The following is a 20065-nucleotide window of genomic DNA, read 5'->3' on the forward strand; positions in this document are numbered from 1 at the left end:
CTAGCTGTAAGTGCCATCGCCTCGAGGTCAAATAACCCGAGTCTTTATAAAGTAAAGTATAACTTTTCACGTCTCAAAATATGGCTTTTCGCAGATAAGCGGTTCCGTTCCGCTTTTTATATAAAAATTTTGAAAATTGGCTTGATTTTAGTGAGTATGTTAGATAAAATAATCGAAACATAAATAATAGCTGTGTTGGGCACTTGACCATTTTTTAATTGGGAATATCTTTTATTTCCAATTTGACTACAGTTATCATAAAATATAAGTACAAGGAGAAAAGCATTAAGCACTAAGTACTTTGAGTACGGGATGATGATCCCTTCAACACCCAATTATAGAAGGGAGAGTTAAATGTATGGAAATAGAACGTATTAATGAACACACTGTTAAGTTTTACATTTCATATGTTGACATAGAAGAGCGTGGGTTTGATCGAGAGGAAATTTGGTACAATCGTGAAAGAGGAGAAGAATTGTTTTGGGAAATGATGGATGAAATTCATCAAGAAGACGATTTTGTTCCAGACGGACCTCTTTGGATTCAAATACAGGCAATGGATAAAGGGCTTGAAGTAATCGTAACTAAGGCACAACTGTCAAAGGATGGCCAAAAATTGGAGCTCCCAATCTTGTCAGATAAAGGCGATATCCATGTAGATGATAAAATCGAAGAATTTTTAGACCAGCATTTTCAGGTTAAGCATTATGATGATGAAAAAGTTGATGATTTAACTGAACTTGAATTTGTTTTATGGTTTAGGGACTTTGAGGATTTAGTTGCCCTTTCCAAAGTACAAGACCTAGCTGAAATGGAAACAAAACTTTATTCTTATGAAAATAAATATTATTTATTTGTTAAGTTCGACGAAGACCTATATGACGATGACCAGATTGACGATGCCCTAAGTGTTCTCCTTGAATATTGTACAGAAAGTAATTACACCATTCATCGTATTGGCGAATATGGAACAAGCATAATCGATACTGATGTTTTTAACACACTTCGTCAATATTTTAAATAATACGACCGATTTCATTATGATGGATCGGTCTTTTTTTGTGCTTAACAAAAACGACTTTCGGTGGATCAGAATTTTTGCTTACCTCTTAAGGTTCGAACCAGCTTTTGTTCTTAAATAAAGGAATTTGAGATATTTTGTAGAATAGTTTATATAAGAAAGGAAGTGGTGTTTATTGCTTACAGCGTTAAATAAAGAAGGAAAACAAATTACCTTAGTTAAATCTTTTCATAACAAAGAAATAATTGAAAGGATGCGTAGTGAAAAATATTTTTGTCCCATATGCAAGGAATCTCTTATTTTAAAAGCCGGTCATATTCGCATTCCTCATTTCTCCCATACCCGAGACTCTCTTTGTGCCACTTTTTTAGCAGAACCCGAAAGTCCTCAACATCTAAAAGGCAAAAAAAATTTGTTTGATTTTTTCATGAATGAAGGTTTAAATGTTTCTTTAGAACATTATTTACCTGAGATCAAACAGCGTGCTGATCTATTCGTACAATTTCAATCTCATTCTTTCGCTATTGAATACCAATGTTCTCCCCTTTCTAGAAGTATATTAGAAAAACGAACTAAAGGGTACAAAAGTATAGGAATTGAACCATTATGGATTATTGGGGGAAAACCTTACCAAAAAAGTCGAAAAGACATCTATCTTTTATCGGATTTTAACTGGGCAATGTTAAGGAGGAAGAGAAAAGGTGGACGTCATCTTTTAAGTTATGATACTGAGAGCAAAAAATTTTATTTGTTATCAAATATTACCTCATTTTCTCAAAATAAAGTTTCAGCAACTTTGTTTTCTCGCCAAATATCTACTGCCACGCTCCCATTAAGGTTTCCGCAAACTTCAAAGAGTATTAACCATACATTGTGGCTCCAAAACAAAAGAAAATGGCTCCATCATAAAGTTCAAAATGGTAATCTTGTAAATGATCTCTTTCTAAAAAATATTTATACCTCTGGACATAACCCTTTTTTACTACCTCCTATATGTGGTCTCCCGGTGCAATATATGGAGAATTTTTATTCCCACCCCATTGAATGGCAGTTTCTCATTTATCTAGAATGCTTACGAAAAATACAAGTAGGCAAACGTATCTCTTTAAAATATATTTATCAAAAAATTCAAGCCTGGGAAAAGGCAGGATTAATTGTTATTCGAAATTTTCCTTTAGATCAAATAAACAATTGGAGAAATGCTGTCGAAAATTACTTTAGCTTATTAACAGAATTGGAATATTTCTCGAATTTAGGCGAAGACTTATTTGAGAAAGAAAAACAAATAAAAATACCACATTCTATTGAAGAAGCAACACTTTGGGAGGATAAGGTTTTTCAAAAACTAAATAATCGGAGCTCAAATGACTCGGAAATAGACGAATCTTGTTTCTTATTTGAATATATAGCAGGATTCTCCAAATTTAAGTAGAATAGGTATAGGTACAATAACTTTCGATATACGAAAGAATTAAAGAAAAAAGAATGGAGGATTTCAATGGCCAACGAAAGTGCAGTTAAAACACTTCCTGCCCGAGCTGAGATACAAGAGGAAATGACATGGAGGCTGGAAGATATTTTTTCATCAGATGATTCTTGGGAGAAAGAATATGATGATATAAAAGAATTATTAAAAGATGCAAGTCAATTTAAAGGTAAACTAGGTGATAGTGCGGAGCAATTATTTGAAGCACTAGATTTCCAATCAAAAGTTTCAGAACGTATGGGAAGACTTTATACATATGCACATATGCGATATGATCAAGATACTGGGAATTCCCTTTATCAAGGTTTTAATGCGAGAGCGGAAAGTTTGTATTCTATATTAGCAAGTGAATTTTCCTATATTGTACCGGAGATTTTAGACATAGAAGAAAGCAAAATTTCTCAATTTTTAGAGGGAAATAAAGAACTTCAGTTATACAAAAAAGCTTTGGAAGAAATAAACTTGCAAAGAGGCCATGTGTTATCAGCAGAACAGGAAGCATTACTCGCTCAAGCATCGGAAGTGTTAGGTGCTTCAAGCACTACCTTTGGAATGCTGAATAATGCTGATTTAGAGTTTCCTGTCATGAAAGATGAAAATGGACAAGATGTACAAATTTCTCACGGCAACTATATTCGTTTTTTGGAAAGTTCTGATCGAAGAGTTCGTGAAGAAGCTTTTAAAAAGGTGTATGAAACATACGGCAAATTCAGCAATACATTCTCTAGTACTCTAAGTGGCGCAGTGAAGAAAGATAATTTTTATGCAAAAGCTAGAAATTATAAATCTGCAAGACATGCAGCGCTATCAGCAAATAACATTCCAGAAAGTGTATATGACAATTTAGTTGAAACGATTAATAAGAACCTCCATTTATTGCATCGTTATGTAAAGTTGCGTAAAAAAGTCCTTGGTGTCGATCAATTGCATATGTATGATCTTTATACGCCTTTAGTAAAAGATGTAAAGATGGATATACCTTATGAAGAGGCAAAAAATTTGGTAGTTGAAGGACTTGCTCCACTTGGAGAAGAGTATGCTAATATTCTTAAAGAAGGTTTTGAAAATCGTTGGGTTGATGTATTTGAAAATAAAGGAAAACGGAGCGGCGCTTATTCATCGGGTACATATGGAACCAATCCATATATACTAATGAATTGGCAAGATAATGTGAATAATTTATTTACACTAGCCCATGAATTTGGTCATAGTGTGCATAGTTACTATACAAGAAAATCACAACCTTATCCATATGGAGACTATTCCATTTTCGTAGCTGAAGTCGCTTCTACATGTAATGAAGCACTTCTCAACGATTATATGTTAAAACGGACAGATGACAAGAAGGAACAATTATATTTGCTTAACCATTACTTGGAAGGGTTCCGCGGAACGGTTTTCCGTCAAACAATGTTTGCGGAATTTGAACATATAATTCATCAAAAAGCTCAAAATGGGGAAGCATTAACTGCTGATATGTTAACCAAGGAATATTATGAATTAAATAAGAAGTACTTTGGTGATGAGGATATTTATATCGATGAAGAAATCGGACTAGAATGGTCGAGAATCCCTCATTTCTATTACAATTATTATGTTTATCAATATGCGACAGGATTTAGTGCAGCAGCTGCGTTATCTAGCCAAATTCTCGAAGAGGGAGAACCGGCGGTAACACGATATATCGATTTCTTAAAAGCAGGTAGTTCCGATTATCCAATAGAAGTATTGAAAAAAGCAGGTGTAGATATGACTACTGCCGCTCCAATTGAAGCAGCATGTAAGGTATTTGAAGAAAAGCTTGCTGAAATGGAACAACTATTATCAGAATAAAAAAACAAGGAGAGGTGCTTCCTGCAAAGTCGTAGTATTTTACTTTGGGAGGAGGCATCTCCCCTTTATTTAATTGGACATTGTTAATCTGGAATGTTGTTTTCTGCTATAGGTGTTACTTGCGAAGATCGAAATGTGGAGAACCTTATACCTAACGCCTGCAATATCTCAACTTTTCCATATTCCAGAAGGAGTCTCACAGCTTTGTTCAAAGTCCGCTAAGTCTTTTTAGTGGAGAAAAGGGAACCTTTTATCCTTAATTGTTTTTTGGGGAGCTAAATTAAAGAGCTCCTTTTTATCCGAGTCTTGTTCGGCACCATTTTCTTTTTTTAATGAAACCCACGAAATTTGTTTCTGCCGTTTAAAAAGTTCAATAATAAGAGCAATGAGATAAAAAGTAAAGGTGATGTAATATAAATCGGAATTAAGTTCATCAAACCGAGGATATTAAAGAAAAAGCAGAAACCGATGAATGTCATCATTATGAAAATAACAATTTTTCTCAGATCCCCGTCTCCTTTCTCGCATTATTAATAACTTATATGCAAAAAATCCACCAGTCATACTTTTAAAAGAATATCTTGTGAAAAAAACTTTAAAAAATAAATAGAATGCAGGGCAAAACCTAGCATTCTTTCCAAAAATGTAATATTGATTTTTTCTCTACAAGTGGTTTGGTTTATAGTCTACAACAAGTCGTACCTGTTCTTTTCCTTGCTCATAAGTCAACATTGATTCACATACGTTATGATTATTGATGCTCAGTAAAACTGATATTAGAGCAAGCTCTAAAACATTGCTATCTATAGACCACCGGATGTGTATTTCCAAAAATGTCCGTTTTTTGCGTTAATTTTTTGTACCTTTCGTTGTAGCTGCAATTTTTTCATTTGCTTTTCTATTTGTTGGACAGGTACATCATAAATCATAGCAAGATCTTTAGATGCCATGATTGGGTTAGTGGACAAGAAAAGTTCTAATGGGGGTTTTTCAGCTGGCTTTGGGAACCGTTCAAGCATTTCGGTTAATAGTTGGACGTAAATATCATATGAATATAGCCCGGTTATTTTTAAACCTTCATCTTCTATGTTCTCGTTAAAAAATACCATTGCAGGCATTTCGTTAACTTCCATTTCAGAGGAAATTTTTAAGTCACATTGAAATGCATTTGCAGAGCTTTGTGAATAAACATCACGAATAAATTCCTCTATATCTAAGCCTACATGCTTGGCACATTGTTGTATGACATTAATATCTGTAATATCAGCATTTTCCACGAAAAGTAATTCTTGCAGTCTTCTAATAAACCGAATTCCAGCTTTTTTTCCCTGCAGCTCAGCAGCTTTAATGCTAATTGCCGCCAAATGGGGTGTGGGAAAAATTTGATGATCATTTTTTAATTTCTTAATATTTTTCTTATCACCTAAATTAACACCCTTTTGATTCCAGAATGAAAGATTACCACATAAAACGTATTTTAAAGTAAAATAATCCCCATATTCAATTTGTAGCTTATTAATAATAGGTGATAATGACCAGCATTCCGCACAGAAAGGATCGATAAACAAGTAAATCTCCATAGGCTTATTGTCCATATAATGCGAGTTTATATTATTTGCTGACCGATTGTTATTCAATTCCATTCACCTGTTACTATAGGTATTATGTCAATATGCCTTTCGACATGGAATGTAATTTTAATATATTTATTAGCACTAAGTGCGTCATACGGCCCAACACGTTTCATAACCATATGAATCGCTCCTTTTTCTAAAATTGTATGTTTATTGTAGCAACGAGAACGTAATAACTCAAACAAATAGCATTGGATTAAAAAACAATAATAAAAAAACTGCCCAACAATGGACAGTTACATTCATTTATACTGATTTTCTTAACTATAAAATGTCTCAGTAACTTTACGAACATAGTTCTGTGTTTCCGTAAAAGGTGGAATACCGCCGTATTTATCCACATTTCCTGGCCCCGCATTATAGGCTGCTAGTGCTAGTACAAGATTACCATCATACTTGTCTAGCATAGTTCGTAAATACTTGCTTCCACCCATCACGTTTTGCAATGGATCAAAAATATCGGAGACACCTAGACCTTTTGCCGTTTGTGGCATAAGCTGCATCAATCCGGAAGCTCCAGCATGACTGACAGCACTAGAATTAAAATTTGATTCATGCTTAATGATTGATTTTATTAGTTTAGCAGGAAGGTTGTACACTTCAGAAGCTTTTTGTATAATTTCTTCTAAACTTTCCGGTACTTTAGTATTATCCTTAACTGTTGCATGTATGTTGGATGCCATTTGAATGGCACTTTGACTGGATAAAATAGGTGAATGATTCAATTGCATTTTGTATATAGCACCTAGAGTATTATTATCTAACGTTTGTGGTGCAGAAGAATTAACAGAGCTCATAACTGTTTGCTGTAATAATTGTGCAAACGAATTATTATCTTGATTAAGTTGATTTTTATCTATGGAAAAACTCTTTAATAATTGTATGTCAAGAACCGTTTTTAATTGCCCAAGTGTATTCATGGCGATACGTCCTTCTTTCCTTGTGTTACTTTGTATAGCCTGCTAATTTTATTATCGGCATATTGAATCTTGATGTTTAACTTATCAAGCAGCTTATAAAATTTTTTTTCGCCTTCATCTCGATTGCTTGTTTCATATTCTATCTCAAAGTCTTCAATTCCTTTATAAAAACTATGATCAAATACTAGAAGACCATTTTCATATTCTATTTCAGCTCGTTCCGTACGAAGTGACCCAAAAAGAATGAATTCATTCAAATTGATGTGCATTTGAAGTAATTCGTCTTTTACTTCACCGCTTGGAAAAATAGAATTTTTCATTAATAAATCTGCTTCTGACTGACTTATAGTATCATTTATCTCCCAAAGTCCATTAACTGCGGGTTTTTTTAATGTTAGCTCATACTTTTCGGATAATTCTCGAATACGTAAAGCGGCCCCTAATTTTTTTAAAGAGTAATTTTTCGTATCAAAATAGTGATTTGTCTGTGAGAAAAAATTTTTTTTGGTAATTTGAAAAGTTTTCAGAAGAAGTTGGAATTCTTCTTCGGTAACCATATTTTTAAATTCAATTTCGAGGTTTTTAGACAAATTCGGTCTTCCTTCCATATAAAGCTATTCTTATTATTACCTTAATATGGATTGATTTCAATAATTGATGATAGTCAAACTTTAAGAATTTATTGTTTGTGCTAAAATAAAGAGGTAAATCTTTCATAAAGTGTCAGCTCCAGCGTCAATCGACTAGTAAACTTCTTGTCCTTTTCTTTTGGGTATGAGAGTGCAGATTCGTCCTGTCAGACTTATCGTGCTTCCTTTATCTTACTCTTGGTCCGAAAAAGGAACGTCGACTAAAACAGCTACTTCCTGTGGCGACGTCCAAGAATCCACATCCTGTGTGCCACAGTACGTCGATGAGCAAGGCGCTTACGCTTTTCTTATTAGGCATTATTTAAGAGGTGACAATCTAGTGAACCACTGGGAACAATTTTTAGCTCCATATAAGCAAGCGATAGATGAATTGAAAATTAAATTAAAAGGCATGAGAGGCCAATTTGAACAAGAACATATACATTCACCAATTGAGTTCGTAACTGGACGAGTTAAACCGATTGCGAGCATATTAGATAAAGCACAACAAAAGAATATTCCATTGGACAAAATTGAATATGAAATGCAAGATATTGCTGGACTTAGAATGATGTGTCAATTTGTTGATGATATTGAAACAGTTGTAAAGCTACTGAGAAAGCGGAATGATTTCCGAATTGTGGAAGAACGAAATTACATATCAAATAAAAAGCCAAGTGGATATAGATCTTATCATGTTGTTATAGAATATCCAGTCCAAACGATTAATGGCGAGAAAAAAATATTAGCTGAAATCCAAATCCGTACACTTGCAATGAATTTTTGGGCTACGATAGAACACTCTTTGAACTATAAGTACAAAGGGCAATTTCCAGAAGAGATTAATAAGAGGCTACAAGGTGCAGCTGAAGCAGCCTTTCGTTTAGATGAAGAAATGTCACAAATTAAAGAGGAAATTCAGGAAGCACAAGTATATTTTACGAAAAATAAAGAAGCTGTTAAAAAGTTGGATAAGAGAACCGAATAGGGAGAATTCATATTTGCATGAAAGGATGAGAATTGTGAAATTTGCGATTACATCGAAAGGAAATCCAACATCCAATGCATTAATGCATAAAATGAGAATGTATTTGCAGGATTTTGATATGGTATATGATGAAGAACAGCCGGATATTGTTATTTCCGTTGGCGGAGATGGCACATTACTTTATGCTTTCCACCGCTATAGTTCGAGATTGGATAAAACTGCTTTCGTAGGGGTTCATACAGGACATTTAGGCTTTTACGCCGATTGGGTGCCGAGTGAGATTGAAAAACTGGTTATTGCCATTGCGAAAACACCATACCAAATTGTCGAATACCCATTGCTGGAAGTTTTAATTAGATACCGCCACGGTGGAAAAGAAACACGTTATTTAGGATTAAATGAATCTACAGTAAAGAGTATTGTGGGTACCCTTGTTATGGATGTAGAGATTCGTGGTGATCATTTTGAGCGTTTCCGGGGTGATGGTTTATGTGTCTCTACCCCATCTGGAAGTACTGCATATAATAAAGCGCTAGGCGGGGCAATTATTCACCCATCACTTCATTCCATTCAGCTTGCTGAAATGGCATCGATCAATAACAAAGTTTTTCGAACGGTTGGCTCACCGCTCATTTTGCCAGAACACCATACTTTAGTCCTGAAGCCTGTCAAAACTTTTGATTTTCATGTAACTGTCGACCATTTAACAGTCATGCATCGTGATGTAAAATCGATTCAATTCCGTGTGGCAGAAGAAAAAATTCGTTTTGCTAGATTCCGTCCTTTCCCATTTTGGAAAAGGGTCCACGATTCATTTATTTCTGATGGTGATTAATTATATGGATTACTACTCGTTAAAATGGACCATTGAAAAAGCAGATGCTGGGCAGATTATTAAAGAATTTTTATATACAAAAGGGATATCGAGAAGAGCATTAACAAACATCAAATTTACAGGCGGTTCGATAAAAGTAAATGGAGAAGAACAAAATGTCCGCTATCTTTTAAAGGAGTTTGATGTATTAATCGTTGATTTTCCTCCGGAAGAATTAAATGAAAGAATGAAAGGGGAGAATATTCCTCTTTCTATTTATTTCGAAGACCAAGATATTATTGTTCTAGAAAAGCCACCCTATATGAGCACTATTCCGTCACGTGAACACCCAACTGGAAGCCTTGCTAATGCACTCGTGTACTATTATGAGAGAACTAATAATACTTCAGCTATTCATATCGTAACACGATTGGATAGGAATACATCGGGCTTAGTATTAATTGCTAAGCACCGTCATGCACATCATTTGCTAAGTTTGCAGCAACAAAATGGAAAGATTCAACGTTATTATGAAGCTTTTGCAGAAAAAGCTTTTGATGAAATTTCCGGCTGTGTCGATGTCCCAATCGGAAGAAAACAATCCAGTATTATAGAAAGGGAAGTAAGGGAGGATGGCCAAAAGGCGGTTACTTATTTTGAAGTAATACGTAACTATCCTGAATTTTCCCATATAAGACTTAAGCTAGAGACGGGGAGGACTCATCAAATTCGAGTGCATATGTCTTATTTAGGCCATCCCCTTCTTGGTGATGATTTATATGGTGGTAATCAAAAAATTATTGGGCGCCAAGCACTTCATTGCAGAGAATTATGTTTCGAGCATCCAATTACAAGAAAAGAATTGTCATTTATTGCTCCACTTCCTTTAGATATGGAAACAATTATTAAGAAAGAAAACGTGTAAATTTTTCAGCAACAAGCGGCATTGTTGATGGGACAGATTCAGTTATAAATTCAGGATAGCGCAAAGCCGTCAATTTGCCACCAAAGACGGCTCCTGTATCTATATTTATCGTATTGCCAACTAAACGAGGCTCCTCGACAGGAGTATGTCCGTATACGATGAATGGCTTACCTTTATAGTTTTTCGCCCAATCACGCCGTACTGGCATACCATTAGGGAGAGTTTCACCCGTTACATCTCCATATAAAACAAAGGATTTAACACTTTTATGTTGTTTACCAATATAATCTGCTCTTATTCCTGCGTGAGCAATAACCAACTTCTCATTATCTAGCACATAATGTAGAGGTGATTCCTCATAAAGTTCCATAAACATTCTCTTATATTGATTCTGTTCTTTATGTGATAGGGCTTTTAGTTCAGCAACGGTTGTCTCAAGACCATGGGATATTTGCACATTCCTGCCGAGAAAATAACGATATAATTTATTGCAATGATTTCCAGGGACATAATAAGCTCCGTAATGTTTCCAAAGTGTCCAGACGATTTCTATCATTTTTAAAGAATCCGGCCCCCGGTCAGTAATATCGCCAACGAAGGCTAATTTTCTATTCTTAAGGCTAGGGACTCCTTTTTGCCACGAATAATCCATTTTTTCTGTTAAAGTAACAAATTCTTTGTAACAACCATGTATATCTCCAATAATATCGATATTCAACTTATTCACCCTATTTCATTTTTTTTGAGCTTTGTTGATGAGAAAGGTCGAAACTCCAACTGTAAAAAATTCACACCTCACAGGTACGATGACGCTGAAGAGTATTTGTTGTCATCAAAAAGAGAGCAACTGGAACGGGAAGCGTTGTATTTTTATTATGAAAGAAATCGAATATTGTAATACTTTCTTTTGATTATGTAGCGACAAAAGTAAACAGATTTGTTAGGATAGTGTAGACAAAAGGGAAGGAGGAGTCAATCATGGACAATATAATTGAAACAAATGGCCAAATAAATGAAGAACTTCTCATTAAAACAATAGAAGATGATAACATTCTTGGATTTCGAGAGGAGTTCATGACTCTTCACCCGTATGATCAAGCACAATTTTTTTTCAGATTATCTTCAGATGAACGTATAAAAGTTTACAATTTTTTATCTCCTAAAGAGCTTGCTGATTTTTTCGAGATGCTTGAAATTGAGGATTATGAATATAAAAGTATTTTAGCAGAAATGGATCCTAAATATGCGGCTGACATGCTTGCCAACATGTTTACTGATAATGCCGTTGATGTTTTAAATAACTTGGATAAAGATCAGACTGCCAGTTATTTATCCATAATGGACCACGTTGCTGCTCAAGAAATAAAAGGATTACTTCATTATGAGGAATATACCGCTGGAAGTATTATGACGACTGAATATATTGCAATTTCTGCAAATCAAACAGTCCGCTCCGCGATGTATATTTTAAAGAAGGAAGCACCAAAAGCCGAAACCATTTATTATGTTTATGTAGTAGACGAGGATGGAAGACTTGTGGGTGTAATCTCTTTACGTGATTTAATCATTAGCAGCGATGATACTATGATTTCAGACATTATGTTTGATCGGATTGTTTCTATTTCTGTTAGTGCAGATCAGGAGGAAGCTGCTAAACAAATGAGAGACTACGATTTACTTGCACTACCTGTTGTCGATTTTCAAAATCATTTACTTGGAATTATTACAGTTGACGATATTATTGACGTTATTGATGAAGAGGCTTCCGATGATTATTCTAAGCTTGCAGGGGTTTCTGATATGGATACGATTGATAAAAACCCATTTGCAGCAGCAAAAAAAAGATTACCATGGTTAATCATATTGTTGTTTTTAGGTATGTTTACTGCAAGTCTAATCGGCAGATTTGAAGACACTTTAAGTAAAGTTCCTATCGTAGCTGTTTTTATTCCACTAATTGCAGGGATGGCTGGTAATACAGGTACTCAAGCATTGGCGGTTGCTGTTCGAGGAATTGCTACTGGTGAACTAGTTGAATCAAGTAAATTAAAACTAATTCTCAGGGAATCGGGCACAGGTTTAATAACCGGAACTATTTGTGGATTGTTGGTAGCATTGATCGTATTTGTATGGAAAGGTGAATTATTACTAGGATTTCTTGTTGGTATTGCTATACTTGCATCACTATTTGTTGCCACATTGGCAGGATCTCTTGTTCCTCTAATTATGCATAAATTCAAAATTGATCCCGCTGTTGCATCAGGTCCTTTTATTACAACTATGAATGATATTACATCTATCCTTATCTATTTTGGTTTAGCCACGATGTTCATGAGTTATTTAATTCATTAATATATCTTCAGGATATTCTTGGAAAGTTGGTACACATCATGGGTCAAGAATCATCTTTGTTATCATTAGTCATTGTATTAGTCGTTGCATTTTTTACACCGCTTGTATTACATCGTTTTCGTCTGACATTTATGCCAGTGGTAATAGCAGAAATAATTATGGGACTTATTATTGGAAAGAGCGGATTGAATCTAATACATGAAGGTACGTGGTTGAACACTCTCTCAACACTAGGCTTTATCTTCCTAATGTTTTTAAGTGGGGTAGAAATTGATTTCTCTGCGTTCAAAGCTAGTAAAAAGAAAATAGTTTTGCCTAATGGAAAAACAGAACCAAATCGCCTTATCATTTCTACAGTAATATTTATTGGTATATTTATTTTATCGATTGGCCTCTCTTTTCTATTTGTGAAAATGGGTCTGATTGATAATGTGTTTTTGATGACTTTGATTATTTCAACGATATCACTTGGAGTTGTTGTTCCTACTCTAAAAGAAGCGAATATCATGAAAACGGGAATTGGGCAGATCATTCTCCTTACAGCAGTTATTGCTGATCTTGTTACAATGATTCTACTAGCCGTTTTTGTATCTGTTTCCGGAAATAGCCAAGGTAATATGTGGTTATTACTCATTTTATTTGCTGCTGGGATTATTTTGTATTTTTTCGGGAGACGTTTCAAAAATCGTGCAATTATGGAAAGATTATCTGAAGGTACTGTTCAAATTGGCACGAGAGCAATTTTTACATTAATCATCGTCTTAGTCGCATTATCTGAATCAGTAGGTGCCGAAAATATTCTTGGGGCGTTTTTAGCAGGTACTCTCGTCTCTTTATTGAATCCTAAGCAAGAAATGGTTAGGCAATTGGATTCTTTTGGATATGGTTTTTTAATTCCTATCTTCTTTGTAATGGTCGGAGTTGAACTTGATTTATGGTCTCTATTTAAGGATAAAAATTTGTTAGCATTGATTCCATTATTATTGATAGCACTATTAGCTTCAAAAATCTTTCCAGTTTTTATTTTGAGAAAATGGTATGATACGAAAACAGTACTCGCTTCAGCGTTCTTGCTTACTTCAACATTGTCCCTAGTTATTGCAGCTGCAAAAATAGCAGAGAGAATTGAGGTAATAACACCCGAAATGAGTGGCACGTTTATCTTGGTTGCGGTTATTTCGTGTATTTTTACACCGATTTTCTTTAGAAAGTGGTTTCCGAAAGAAATTACAAATGAACGAAAGCTTACTGTAGCTTTAATTGGAGCAAATCAACTGACTCTTCCTGTATCTAAGGAGTTAAATGAGGAGCATTTTAAATGCACTGTTTTCCATAAAAGAATGGATAAACCAGATACTCAAAATGGTGATACTGCATTTAATATTGTCGAAGTTGCTGGTTATGAAAGCGAGGAGCTCGAAAAAGCTGGAGTTTTCGATTCAGATATTATCTTTATTTCTACTGGGGATGAAAAGCTGAATGAAGCTCTGGCATACGAAGGAAAGGCCCTTGGGACTGAAAGAGTAATTGCTAGAATTGAAACACCACAAGTAGTAAAGCAATTGAAAGAAAATGATATTGAAGTATTTTCAACTATTTTGTCTACAACCTCATTATTAAAAGCTCTGTTAGAATCACCAAATATTGCTCAAATCATGACTAACGGTGAAACAGCTTTATACGAAATAGAAATGTTGAACAGACAGTATGCAAATATGACTTTACGAGAATTCCCTTTTCTTGGTGATGTAATTATTGTAAGAATATTTAGAGGGAAGGATTCACTCGTTCCCCATGGAGACACAGAACTTCAAATGGAGGACCGCCTGATTGTTACTGGATCAAAGGAGTTTGTTGATCACCTGACGAAGGAACTTCAATACCAATAGAATGGACCATTTTAATCCTTTACAATAATCAAAGTTATCATGTATGATTAGGACTAGGTACTAATATCTTGTTAAAACTTTTTGATCTGATAAAAGGGGATGAATTCATGAGTCTTTCTTTAAAAGGAAAAACATATGTTGTAATGGGTGTAGCTAATAAACGTAGTATCGCCTGGGGAATAGCTCGTTCCCTTCACAACGCTGGGGCAAAATTGATCTTTACATATGCTGGAGAGCGTCTAGAAAAAAGTGTTCGTGAACTAGCTGATTCATTAGAAGGGGAACAATCCCTCGTATTACCTTGTGATATTACGAATGATGAAGAGATTGAACAATGCTTTAGTCAAATTAAAGAAGCTGCTGGTCCTATCCACGGTATTGCGCATTGTATTGCATTTGCAAATAAAGAGGAATTAAGTGGCGACTATTTAAATGTAACAAGAGATGGTTTTTTATTAGCTCATAATATAAGTGCTTATTCACTTTCTGCTGTAGCGAAAGCAGTTCATAAGCTAGACATCATGTCTGAAGGAGGCAGCATTGTTACATTGACTTACCTTGGCGGGGAGCGTGTCGTAACAAATTATAACGTTATGGGCGTTGCCAAAGCTTCACTTGATGCAAGTGTTAAATATTTAGCAAGTGACTTGGGTAAGTATGGGATCAGAGTCAACTCTATTTCAGCAGGTCCGATCAGAACTCTATCTGCTAAAGGAATCAGTGACTTTAATAGCATCCTAAAAGATATCGAAGAAAAAGCGCCGCTTCGTAGAACTACTACACCTGAAGAGGTTGGAGATACAGCATTGTTCTTATTCAGTGATCTGTCCCGTGGAATTACAGGGGAAAACATTCACGTAGATTCTGGGTTCCATATTTTAGCAATCTAATTAATAAGCGGTTGTCACTCTTGTTGTGGCAGCTGTTTTTATTTTTTAGAACTTGAAAAAAATATGTAACGGTTTGTAATCCGATCATACTTAATAACGCTATATTTAAGAATTTAGTATAGATATTAAATAGAACTACTTGAATTTCAAATTTCTTAGAGAATGGTGTCTTAATTCACGGCGAAGTATTATAAAAACCTTATTTAATAGGGAATCCGGTCTTAATTCCCGATGAATTCTATTTTGGTAGTGAATCCCTGTCTTAATTTACAATGAATCAACATGAAAACATGATTTCATAGAAATTTCTACAAATATCCACGTTGAAAATAATTCAAACTCAATGATATGAATCCCCACAAAATCAAATGAATATGGCGTATCATTCCAATTTGTTCTTTAGGAAACCTTAGGCTCCTGCTTGCATACATATAAAACGAAGTAAGAAGAACGGAGGTGCTCTTTCATGGAGAATAAGAATGAAGGAAATAAAGAGGAGCCTTTACTATATATCCACCAGCCGAAATTTAATAAACCCGGTAGAAGTATGCAGGATCATTACTTATCTGAAGACTTACCAGAAGAGGTTCAAGTAGATAGAAATTTAACGCAAAATAGGCAGAAAAAGCATTTATTTACTCTTCCTCCTCTAGAAAATGAAAAGGTTATTGAGGTAGTGGAGGAAATTCAAGAGGAAGCAAAAAATGAAACACAAAATGAAACAGAGGTAGAGACACAGGGGGAAGTACAAGAAGAAAATCAGGGTGAAGAAAAGAAGACGATTTCTGCAGCTGATTATTTTCGGCGAAACGCTGCAACAACTAAAAGAAAAAGTTGGAACCTCACACCAGTAAAAACTTTTAGGGACATGTCCATCCCGGAGAAATTGCAATACTTATCAGGATTTCCAAGCAGTCAACAGCCATACTCTTGTGAATTTATTACTGAGAAGGAACAATATAGAGGTACATTAAGTAAGTATGATAACAATCAAATTTTTGTCAAAAACTTTCAAGGTGACATTGAAGAAGTAGATGTTAAAGATTTACAAGCAATAAAAATAATATTGTGAAATGAAATGGGGCAAATTCGCCCCATTTCACTATCATACTTCACAAATTCCAAGATTAACATCTGCGATACATTGAACAGCGCAGAAGCAATGTAAGTCAACTGTGATACAGCTGTTACTTGAAGCCCAATTATTTACAGAACAAAGTGCGTCATAGCTAAGTGTTCCGTTAGGGAATAAGTTAACGACTGTTGTATCTTTTAAAGGAACTAACACACGTAATGTGGCGCAGCAATTATCAAAAATGTCTTCAACTCTGAAAAATACTGATACACATTTTCCAGCAGTACCTTTAAATAATGCTTTAAATAAGTCTCCGTTTTTATTAGTTAAAGTAAAAACACGAGTATCCGAACGATGACGGGCAGGAAGTGCTAATTCACCTAGAGGTTCTACAAAGCAGTTGGATGTACAAGCAAGACATTCTTCTTCGACTGCTTCATCTTGTATGTCCTTAATTGCACGGACTACTTGACATACGCAGTTCAGCTGACATCCGCAACCTGAACCAGAATGAGAACCAGTGTTATGCACTTCACTTGATTCCATCTCTTCAAAAGTCATGGATTTTTCCTCCTTATCTTTAAATTGATTCATTTACACTACTAACATATTAGGTAAATGCCAAATGAGTTACGGACAGACGCCCCATTTTGGGAAAATAGGCAGGTTAGGAGCTGAGAAATGGATATTTCTTGGATTAAATTCGTATTGGTAAGTCTAGCTATATTTCGCATAACAAGATTAATTGTTTTTGACCAAATTACTGCATTTATTAGGGCTCCGTTTTTAATGGAATATGAACAAACAAATTTATTAGGGGAGAAAGAATCTTATTTAGTTCCGCGCGAAAGTGGACTCAGAGGCTGGATTGGGAAGCTGATAAGTTGTTATTGGTGCACTGGAGTATGGACGGCAGCAGCTGTTGTATTTTTTCAGTGGAAATTTCCAGTCATTGTAGATCCCATCATCCTTGTTTTTGGGTTGGCAGGTATGGCAGCCATTATTGAAACGATAGTCCAAAATCTAATATCAGACTAAATTGGCCCTTTTTAAAAACAAATCCTGAATACATTTCATAAAATATAAAAGTTAGATTCTAAAATAATCAGGAAGTGATTAAATGCAAAGACCACCTAGAAGGCCGAGACCAATTACACCAACACGACCAACTAAATCTGGTTGTGGCTGTGGCAGACCGATAAAAAAGCCAAGAAGTTATTAAATTGAATAACATAAGTGAAAAATAGGGATGACTCAACAGAAGAGTTATCCCTATTTTGTTTTTTATGACAATAATTTTCCAAAGTTTCTATCTTTAACTTAAGATTTCTCTACAAAATTACTGACATATCTGTTCAAAAATAAGAAACCTCTGATCCAAAAAGGAACCTTTTGCTCATCAAAACAATTACACGTCGCCGATAGAAAAAACCTTACGCTTTTTAAAATATTAAGGTCCCGCTCCCTATATTTAGCCATTCACTTCCACATATCTTAAAAACATCCCATTATCATTCATAATTTATCAAATGTAGTGAAAAATATTGATAACCTTACTATCTTTTCTGTAACCGAATTGTAGAAATCTACACATAATGCTTAATCTGGGAGGAGTCCATGATCAAAAAAATACTTGTCTCCGTTTTATTATGTTCAATGCTAATATCAAGCGGATGTTCAAATCAACCTAGCGAAAAAAAGAGTAATGTATCTTTAGTCAAGAAGACACAACCAGCTCCTATAGAAATCACCTATAAAAAAAAGGAAAAATCTATTGCTTTCCAAGTTAGAGAAAAGATGAAAAAGATTAACGAAATTTATGATGTAGCTATTATTGAAGGTGACCACAAAATATTAGTGTCTTACAAAGTGAAGCATCTTCAGCGCTTTCGAATGAAAAAAATCGAGAAGGATTTAACGAAATTATTGAATAAAGAATTTCCTAAGCATAGCTTCGTCGTTTCAAGTGATTATAAAATATTTCTTGAGGCCATTCGCTTAAAGGAAGATTTAGAAGACGGAAATATATCAAATAAGGAAGCAAAAAAGCGCTTTGAGAAGCTTATTAAACTAAAGAAGGAAATGACATAAAATGGCTCAAAAAAATAAAACAAAAACTCCCGAACAAATTAAATATGATGCAATGCAAAAGAAGCATGAACTCAAAAGACCTATTTTAAAAAATTGTATTCGTGCTTTTTTCGTTGGCGGAACAATTTGTTTAATTGGTCAAGCGATTACTTATTTGTATATTTATTATTTTGATTTTACCGAAAAGACAGCGGGAAACCCAACGGTGGCAACAATGGTTTTTATAGCTATGCTTTTAACCGGTTTTGGCATTTACGATAGATTAGGTCAATTTAGCGGGGCTGGGAGTGCTGTCCCTGTAACAGGATTTGGTAATGCAGTTATATCTTCCGCAATCGAGCATCGAACAGAAGGATTTGTATTAGGGGTGGGGGGAAATATATTTAAACTTGCGGGTTCTGTTATCGTTTTTGGAGTTTTTTCAGCATTTGTAGTAGCGCTTGTAAAAACCTTCATTCTTCAATGGGGGGGATTCTAATGCTTCAAGGTTCGCAAACATGGGTTTTTCAAAATCAACCAGTCATTCTTTCTACAGGAGTCGTCGGTGGCCCCTTTGAGAAGGACTCCAACGTTGCCAACGATTTTGATAAATTTCATGATGATTTATGGATGGGACAAGATTCATACGAAAAAGCTCAGCGTGTTTTGTTGGAAGATGCAGTACAGATTGCGCTACGGAAAAAAGGAATAAAAGAAGATGCTGTTCAATTTTTTCTTGCAGGTGATTTAATTAACCAGATTACTCCTACAAGTTTTGCAGCTAGGACAAATCAAATTCCCCATCTTGGACTTTTTAGTGCATGTGCAGTATCCACACAAGGCCTTGCACTTGCTGCTATGATCATTAATAATGGCGGTGCTAAGCATATTCTTACGGGAGCAGCGAGTCATAACGCATCTGCTGAAAAGCAATTTCGCTATCCAACTGAATACGGTGGACAAAAACCTCCTACAGCACAATGGACAGCTACTGGTGCAGGAGTCGGATTAGTCAGTACAAATGATAATATTCGAAACCCTCATCCTCGAGTAGTTGCAGCTACAATTGGAAAAGTAGTAGATTTAGGGCTTACTGATCCTTTTAATATGGGAGGAGCAATGGCACCAGCTGCTGTCGATACGATACAGCGCCATTTTTTTGATTTAAAAAGAGACCCTTCATATTACGATTTAATTATTACTGGGGACCTAGCAGAAATTGGAAGAAACGTAGCCCTAGAATTATTTCGTGAAAAAGGATTAAACATTGAGGAGCAAAAATTTCAAGATTGCGGTTTACTGCTTTATAGTCCAGAACAAGAGGTATTTGCAGGAGCGAGTGGTCCAGGATGTTCTGCTACAGTTATGTATGGTCATTTACTAAATCAAATGGCTAAAGGGGTATATAAGCGCATATTAGTCGTTGCGACAGGAGCTTTACTTTCGCCATTATCATTCCAGCAAAAAGAAAGCATACCATGTATTGCCCATGCAGTAGCCATTGAATTTAATTAAAAATTAATCGAAAAGGAGTGAAGC

Annotated in this window: 19 protein-coding genes; 14 read left to right on the top strand and 5 right to left on the bottom strand. The window is 35.1% G+C overall.

Features of this window, described 5'->3' with window-relative positions; genetic code table 11:
* Positions 1 to 358 precede the first annotated feature (358 nt).
* The 3 genes from mecA to pepF all read left to right on the top strand — a co-directional run bounded on the left by mecA (position 359) and on the right by pepF (position 4340).
* Positions 359 to 1024 (top strand): adaptor protein MecA, encoded by a 666-nt coding sequence (gene mecA, locus MT489_RS00875; RefSeq protein ID WP_244679622.1) that lies wholly within the window; start codon positions 359 to 361, stop codon positions 1022 to 1024.
* 172 nt (positions 1025 to 1196) lie between these two features.
* A complete protein-coding gene (locus MT489_RS00880; RefSeq protein ID WP_244679623.1) occupies positions 1197 to 2453 on the top strand; it encodes a competence protein CoiA in 1257 nt (418 codons plus the stop codon).
* Positions 2454 to 2519: 66 nt separating this feature from the next.
* The gene (gene pepF, locus MT489_RS00885; protein WP_244679624.1) at positions 2520 to 4340 is read left to right on the top strand and encodes an oligoendopeptidase F; all 1821 of its coding nucleotides are present in this window, start codon (positions 2520 to 2522) and stop codon (positions 4338 to 4340) included.
* Positions 4341 to 5143: 803 nt separating this feature from the next.
* On the opposite strand, the gene MT489_RS00890 is transcribed toward pepF, so the two are convergent.
* The 3 genes from MT489_RS00890 to MT489_RS00900 all read right to left on the bottom strand — a co-directional run bounded on the left by MT489_RS00890 (position 5144) and on the right by MT489_RS00900 (position 7484).
* Positions 5144 to 5983, bottom strand: coding sequence for a ClpXP adapter SpxH family protein (locus MT489_RS00890; RefSeq protein ID WP_425311308.1), 840 nt, complete (start codon positions 5981 to 5983; stop codon positions 5144 to 5146).
* A gap of 251 nt (positions 5984 to 6234) precedes the next feature.
* Positions 6235 to 6894, bottom strand: a complete 660-nt coding sequence (locus tag MT489_RS00895; protein ID WP_244679625.1) for a lytic transglycosylase domain-containing protein — start codon at positions 6892 to 6894, stop codon at positions 6235 to 6237.
* Entirely contained in the window at positions 6891 to 7484 is a 594-nt protein-coding gene (locus MT489_RS00900) for a CYTH domain-containing protein (protein WP_244679626.1), read from the bottom strand. The genes MT489_RS00895 and MT489_RS00900 overlap by 4 nt, the downstream gene beginning before the upstream one ends.
* Positions 7485 to 7863: 379 nt before the next feature.
* Between MT489_RS00900 and yjbM the strand changes: the two genes are divergently transcribed.
* The 3 genes from yjbM to MT489_RS00915 are packed head-to-tail and all read left to right on the top strand — an operon-like array spanning position 7864 to position 10250.
* On the top strand, positions 7864 to 8511 hold the full coding sequence (gene yjbM / locus MT489_RS00905; protein WP_244680597.1) for a GTP diphosphokinase: 648 nt from the start codon (positions 7864 to 7866) through the stop codon (positions 8509 to 8511).
* Between the two features lie 34 nt (positions 8512 to 8545).
* Positions 8546 to 9346 (top strand): NAD kinase, encoded by an 801-nt coding sequence (locus tag MT489_RS00910; RefSeq protein WP_244679627.1) that lies wholly within the window; start codon positions 8546 to 8548, stop codon positions 9344 to 9346.
* A 4-nt stretch (positions 9347 to 9350) separates the two neighbouring features.
* The gene (locus MT489_RS00915; protein WP_244679628.1) at positions 9351 to 10250 is read left to right on the top strand and encodes an RluA family pseudouridine synthase; all 900 of its coding nucleotides are present in this window, start codon (positions 9351 to 9353) and stop codon (positions 10248 to 10250) included.
* Here the strand turns inward: MT489_RS00915 and prpE are convergent.
* Positions 10231 to 10968 carry a bis(5'-nucleosyl)-tetraphosphatase PrpE gene (gene prpE / locus MT489_RS00920; RefSeq protein WP_244679629.1) on the bottom strand — a complete coding sequence of 246 codons (738 nt, stop codon included), beginning with the start codon at positions 10966 to 10968 and terminating at the stop codon, positions 10231 to 10233. The two genes, MT489_RS00915 and prpE, sit on opposite strands and share 20 nt — an antisense overlap.
* A gap of 260 nt (positions 10969 to 11228) precedes the next feature.
* On the opposite strand from prpE, the gene mgtE reads away from it, so the two are divergent.
* The 4 genes from mgtE (at position 11229) to MT489_RS00940 (ending at position 16453) form a co-directional block, all read left to right on the top strand.
* Positions 11229 to 12602, top strand: coding sequence for a magnesium transporter (gene mgtE, locus MT489_RS00925; protein WP_244679630.1), 1374 nt, complete (start codon positions 11229 to 11231; stop codon positions 12600 to 12602).
* Positions 12603 to 12640: 38 nt separating this feature from the next.
* Positions 12641 to 14491, top strand: coding sequence for a monovalent cation:proton antiporter family protein (locus tag MT489_RS00930; protein ID WP_244679631.1), 1851 nt, complete (start codon positions 12641 to 12643; stop codon positions 14489 to 14491).
* A 107-nt stretch (positions 14492 to 14598) separates the two neighbouring features.
* Positions 14599 to 15381 carry an enoyl-ACP reductase FabI gene (gene fabI / locus MT489_RS00935; RefSeq protein WP_244679632.1) on the top strand — a complete coding sequence of 261 codons (783 nt, stop codon included), beginning with the start codon at positions 14599 to 14601 and terminating at the stop codon, positions 15379 to 15381.
* A gap of 466 nt (positions 15382 to 15847) precedes the next feature.
* Positions 15848 to 16453, top strand: a complete 606-nt coding sequence (locus MT489_RS00940) for a CotO family spore coat protein (RefSeq protein WP_244679633.1) — start codon at positions 15848 to 15850, stop codon at positions 16451 to 16453.
* 33 nt (positions 16454 to 16486) lie between these two features.
* On the opposite strand, the gene MT489_RS00945 is transcribed toward MT489_RS00940, so the two are convergent.
* Positions 16487 to 17017 (bottom strand): CotY/CotZ family spore coat protein, encoded by a 531-nt coding sequence (locus MT489_RS00945; protein WP_244679634.1) that lies wholly within the window; start codon positions 17015 to 17017, stop codon positions 16487 to 16489.
* 120 nt (positions 17018 to 17137) lie between these two features.
* Between MT489_RS00945 and MT489_RS00950 the strand changes: the two genes are divergently transcribed.
* The 4 genes from MT489_RS00950 (at position 17138) to spoVAD (ending at position 20041) form a co-directional block, all read left to right on the top strand.
* Positions 17138 to 17494 (top strand): DUF1360 domain-containing protein, encoded by a 357-nt coding sequence (locus tag MT489_RS00950; protein ID WP_244679635.1) that lies wholly within the window; start codon positions 17138 to 17140, stop codon positions 17492 to 17494.
* Positions 17495 to 18073: 579 nt separating this feature from the next.
* Entirely contained in the window at positions 18074 to 18547 is a 474-nt protein-coding gene (locus MT489_RS00955; RefSeq protein ID WP_244679636.1) for a sporulation protein, read from the top strand.
* 1 nt (position 18548) lies between these two features.
* The gene (gene spoVAC, locus MT489_RS00960; protein WP_244679637.1) at positions 18549 to 19025 is read left to right on the top strand and encodes a stage V sporulation protein AC; all 477 of its coding nucleotides are present in this window, start codon (positions 18549 to 18551) and stop codon (positions 19023 to 19025) included.
* The gene (spoVAD, locus tag MT489_RS00965; protein WP_244679638.1) at positions 19025 to 20041 is read left to right on the top strand and encodes a stage V sporulation protein AD; all 1017 of its coding nucleotides are present in this window, start codon (positions 19025 to 19027) and stop codon (positions 20039 to 20041) included. The genes spoVAC and spoVAD overlap by 1 nt, the downstream gene beginning before the upstream one ends.
* Positions 20042 to 20065: the final 24 nt, after the last annotated feature.

Source organism: Lederbergia wuyishanensis, from assembly GCF_022900255.1.
Lineage (GTDB): Bacteria > Bacillota > Bacilli > Bacillales > Bacillaceae_C > Lederbergia > Lederbergia wuyishanensis.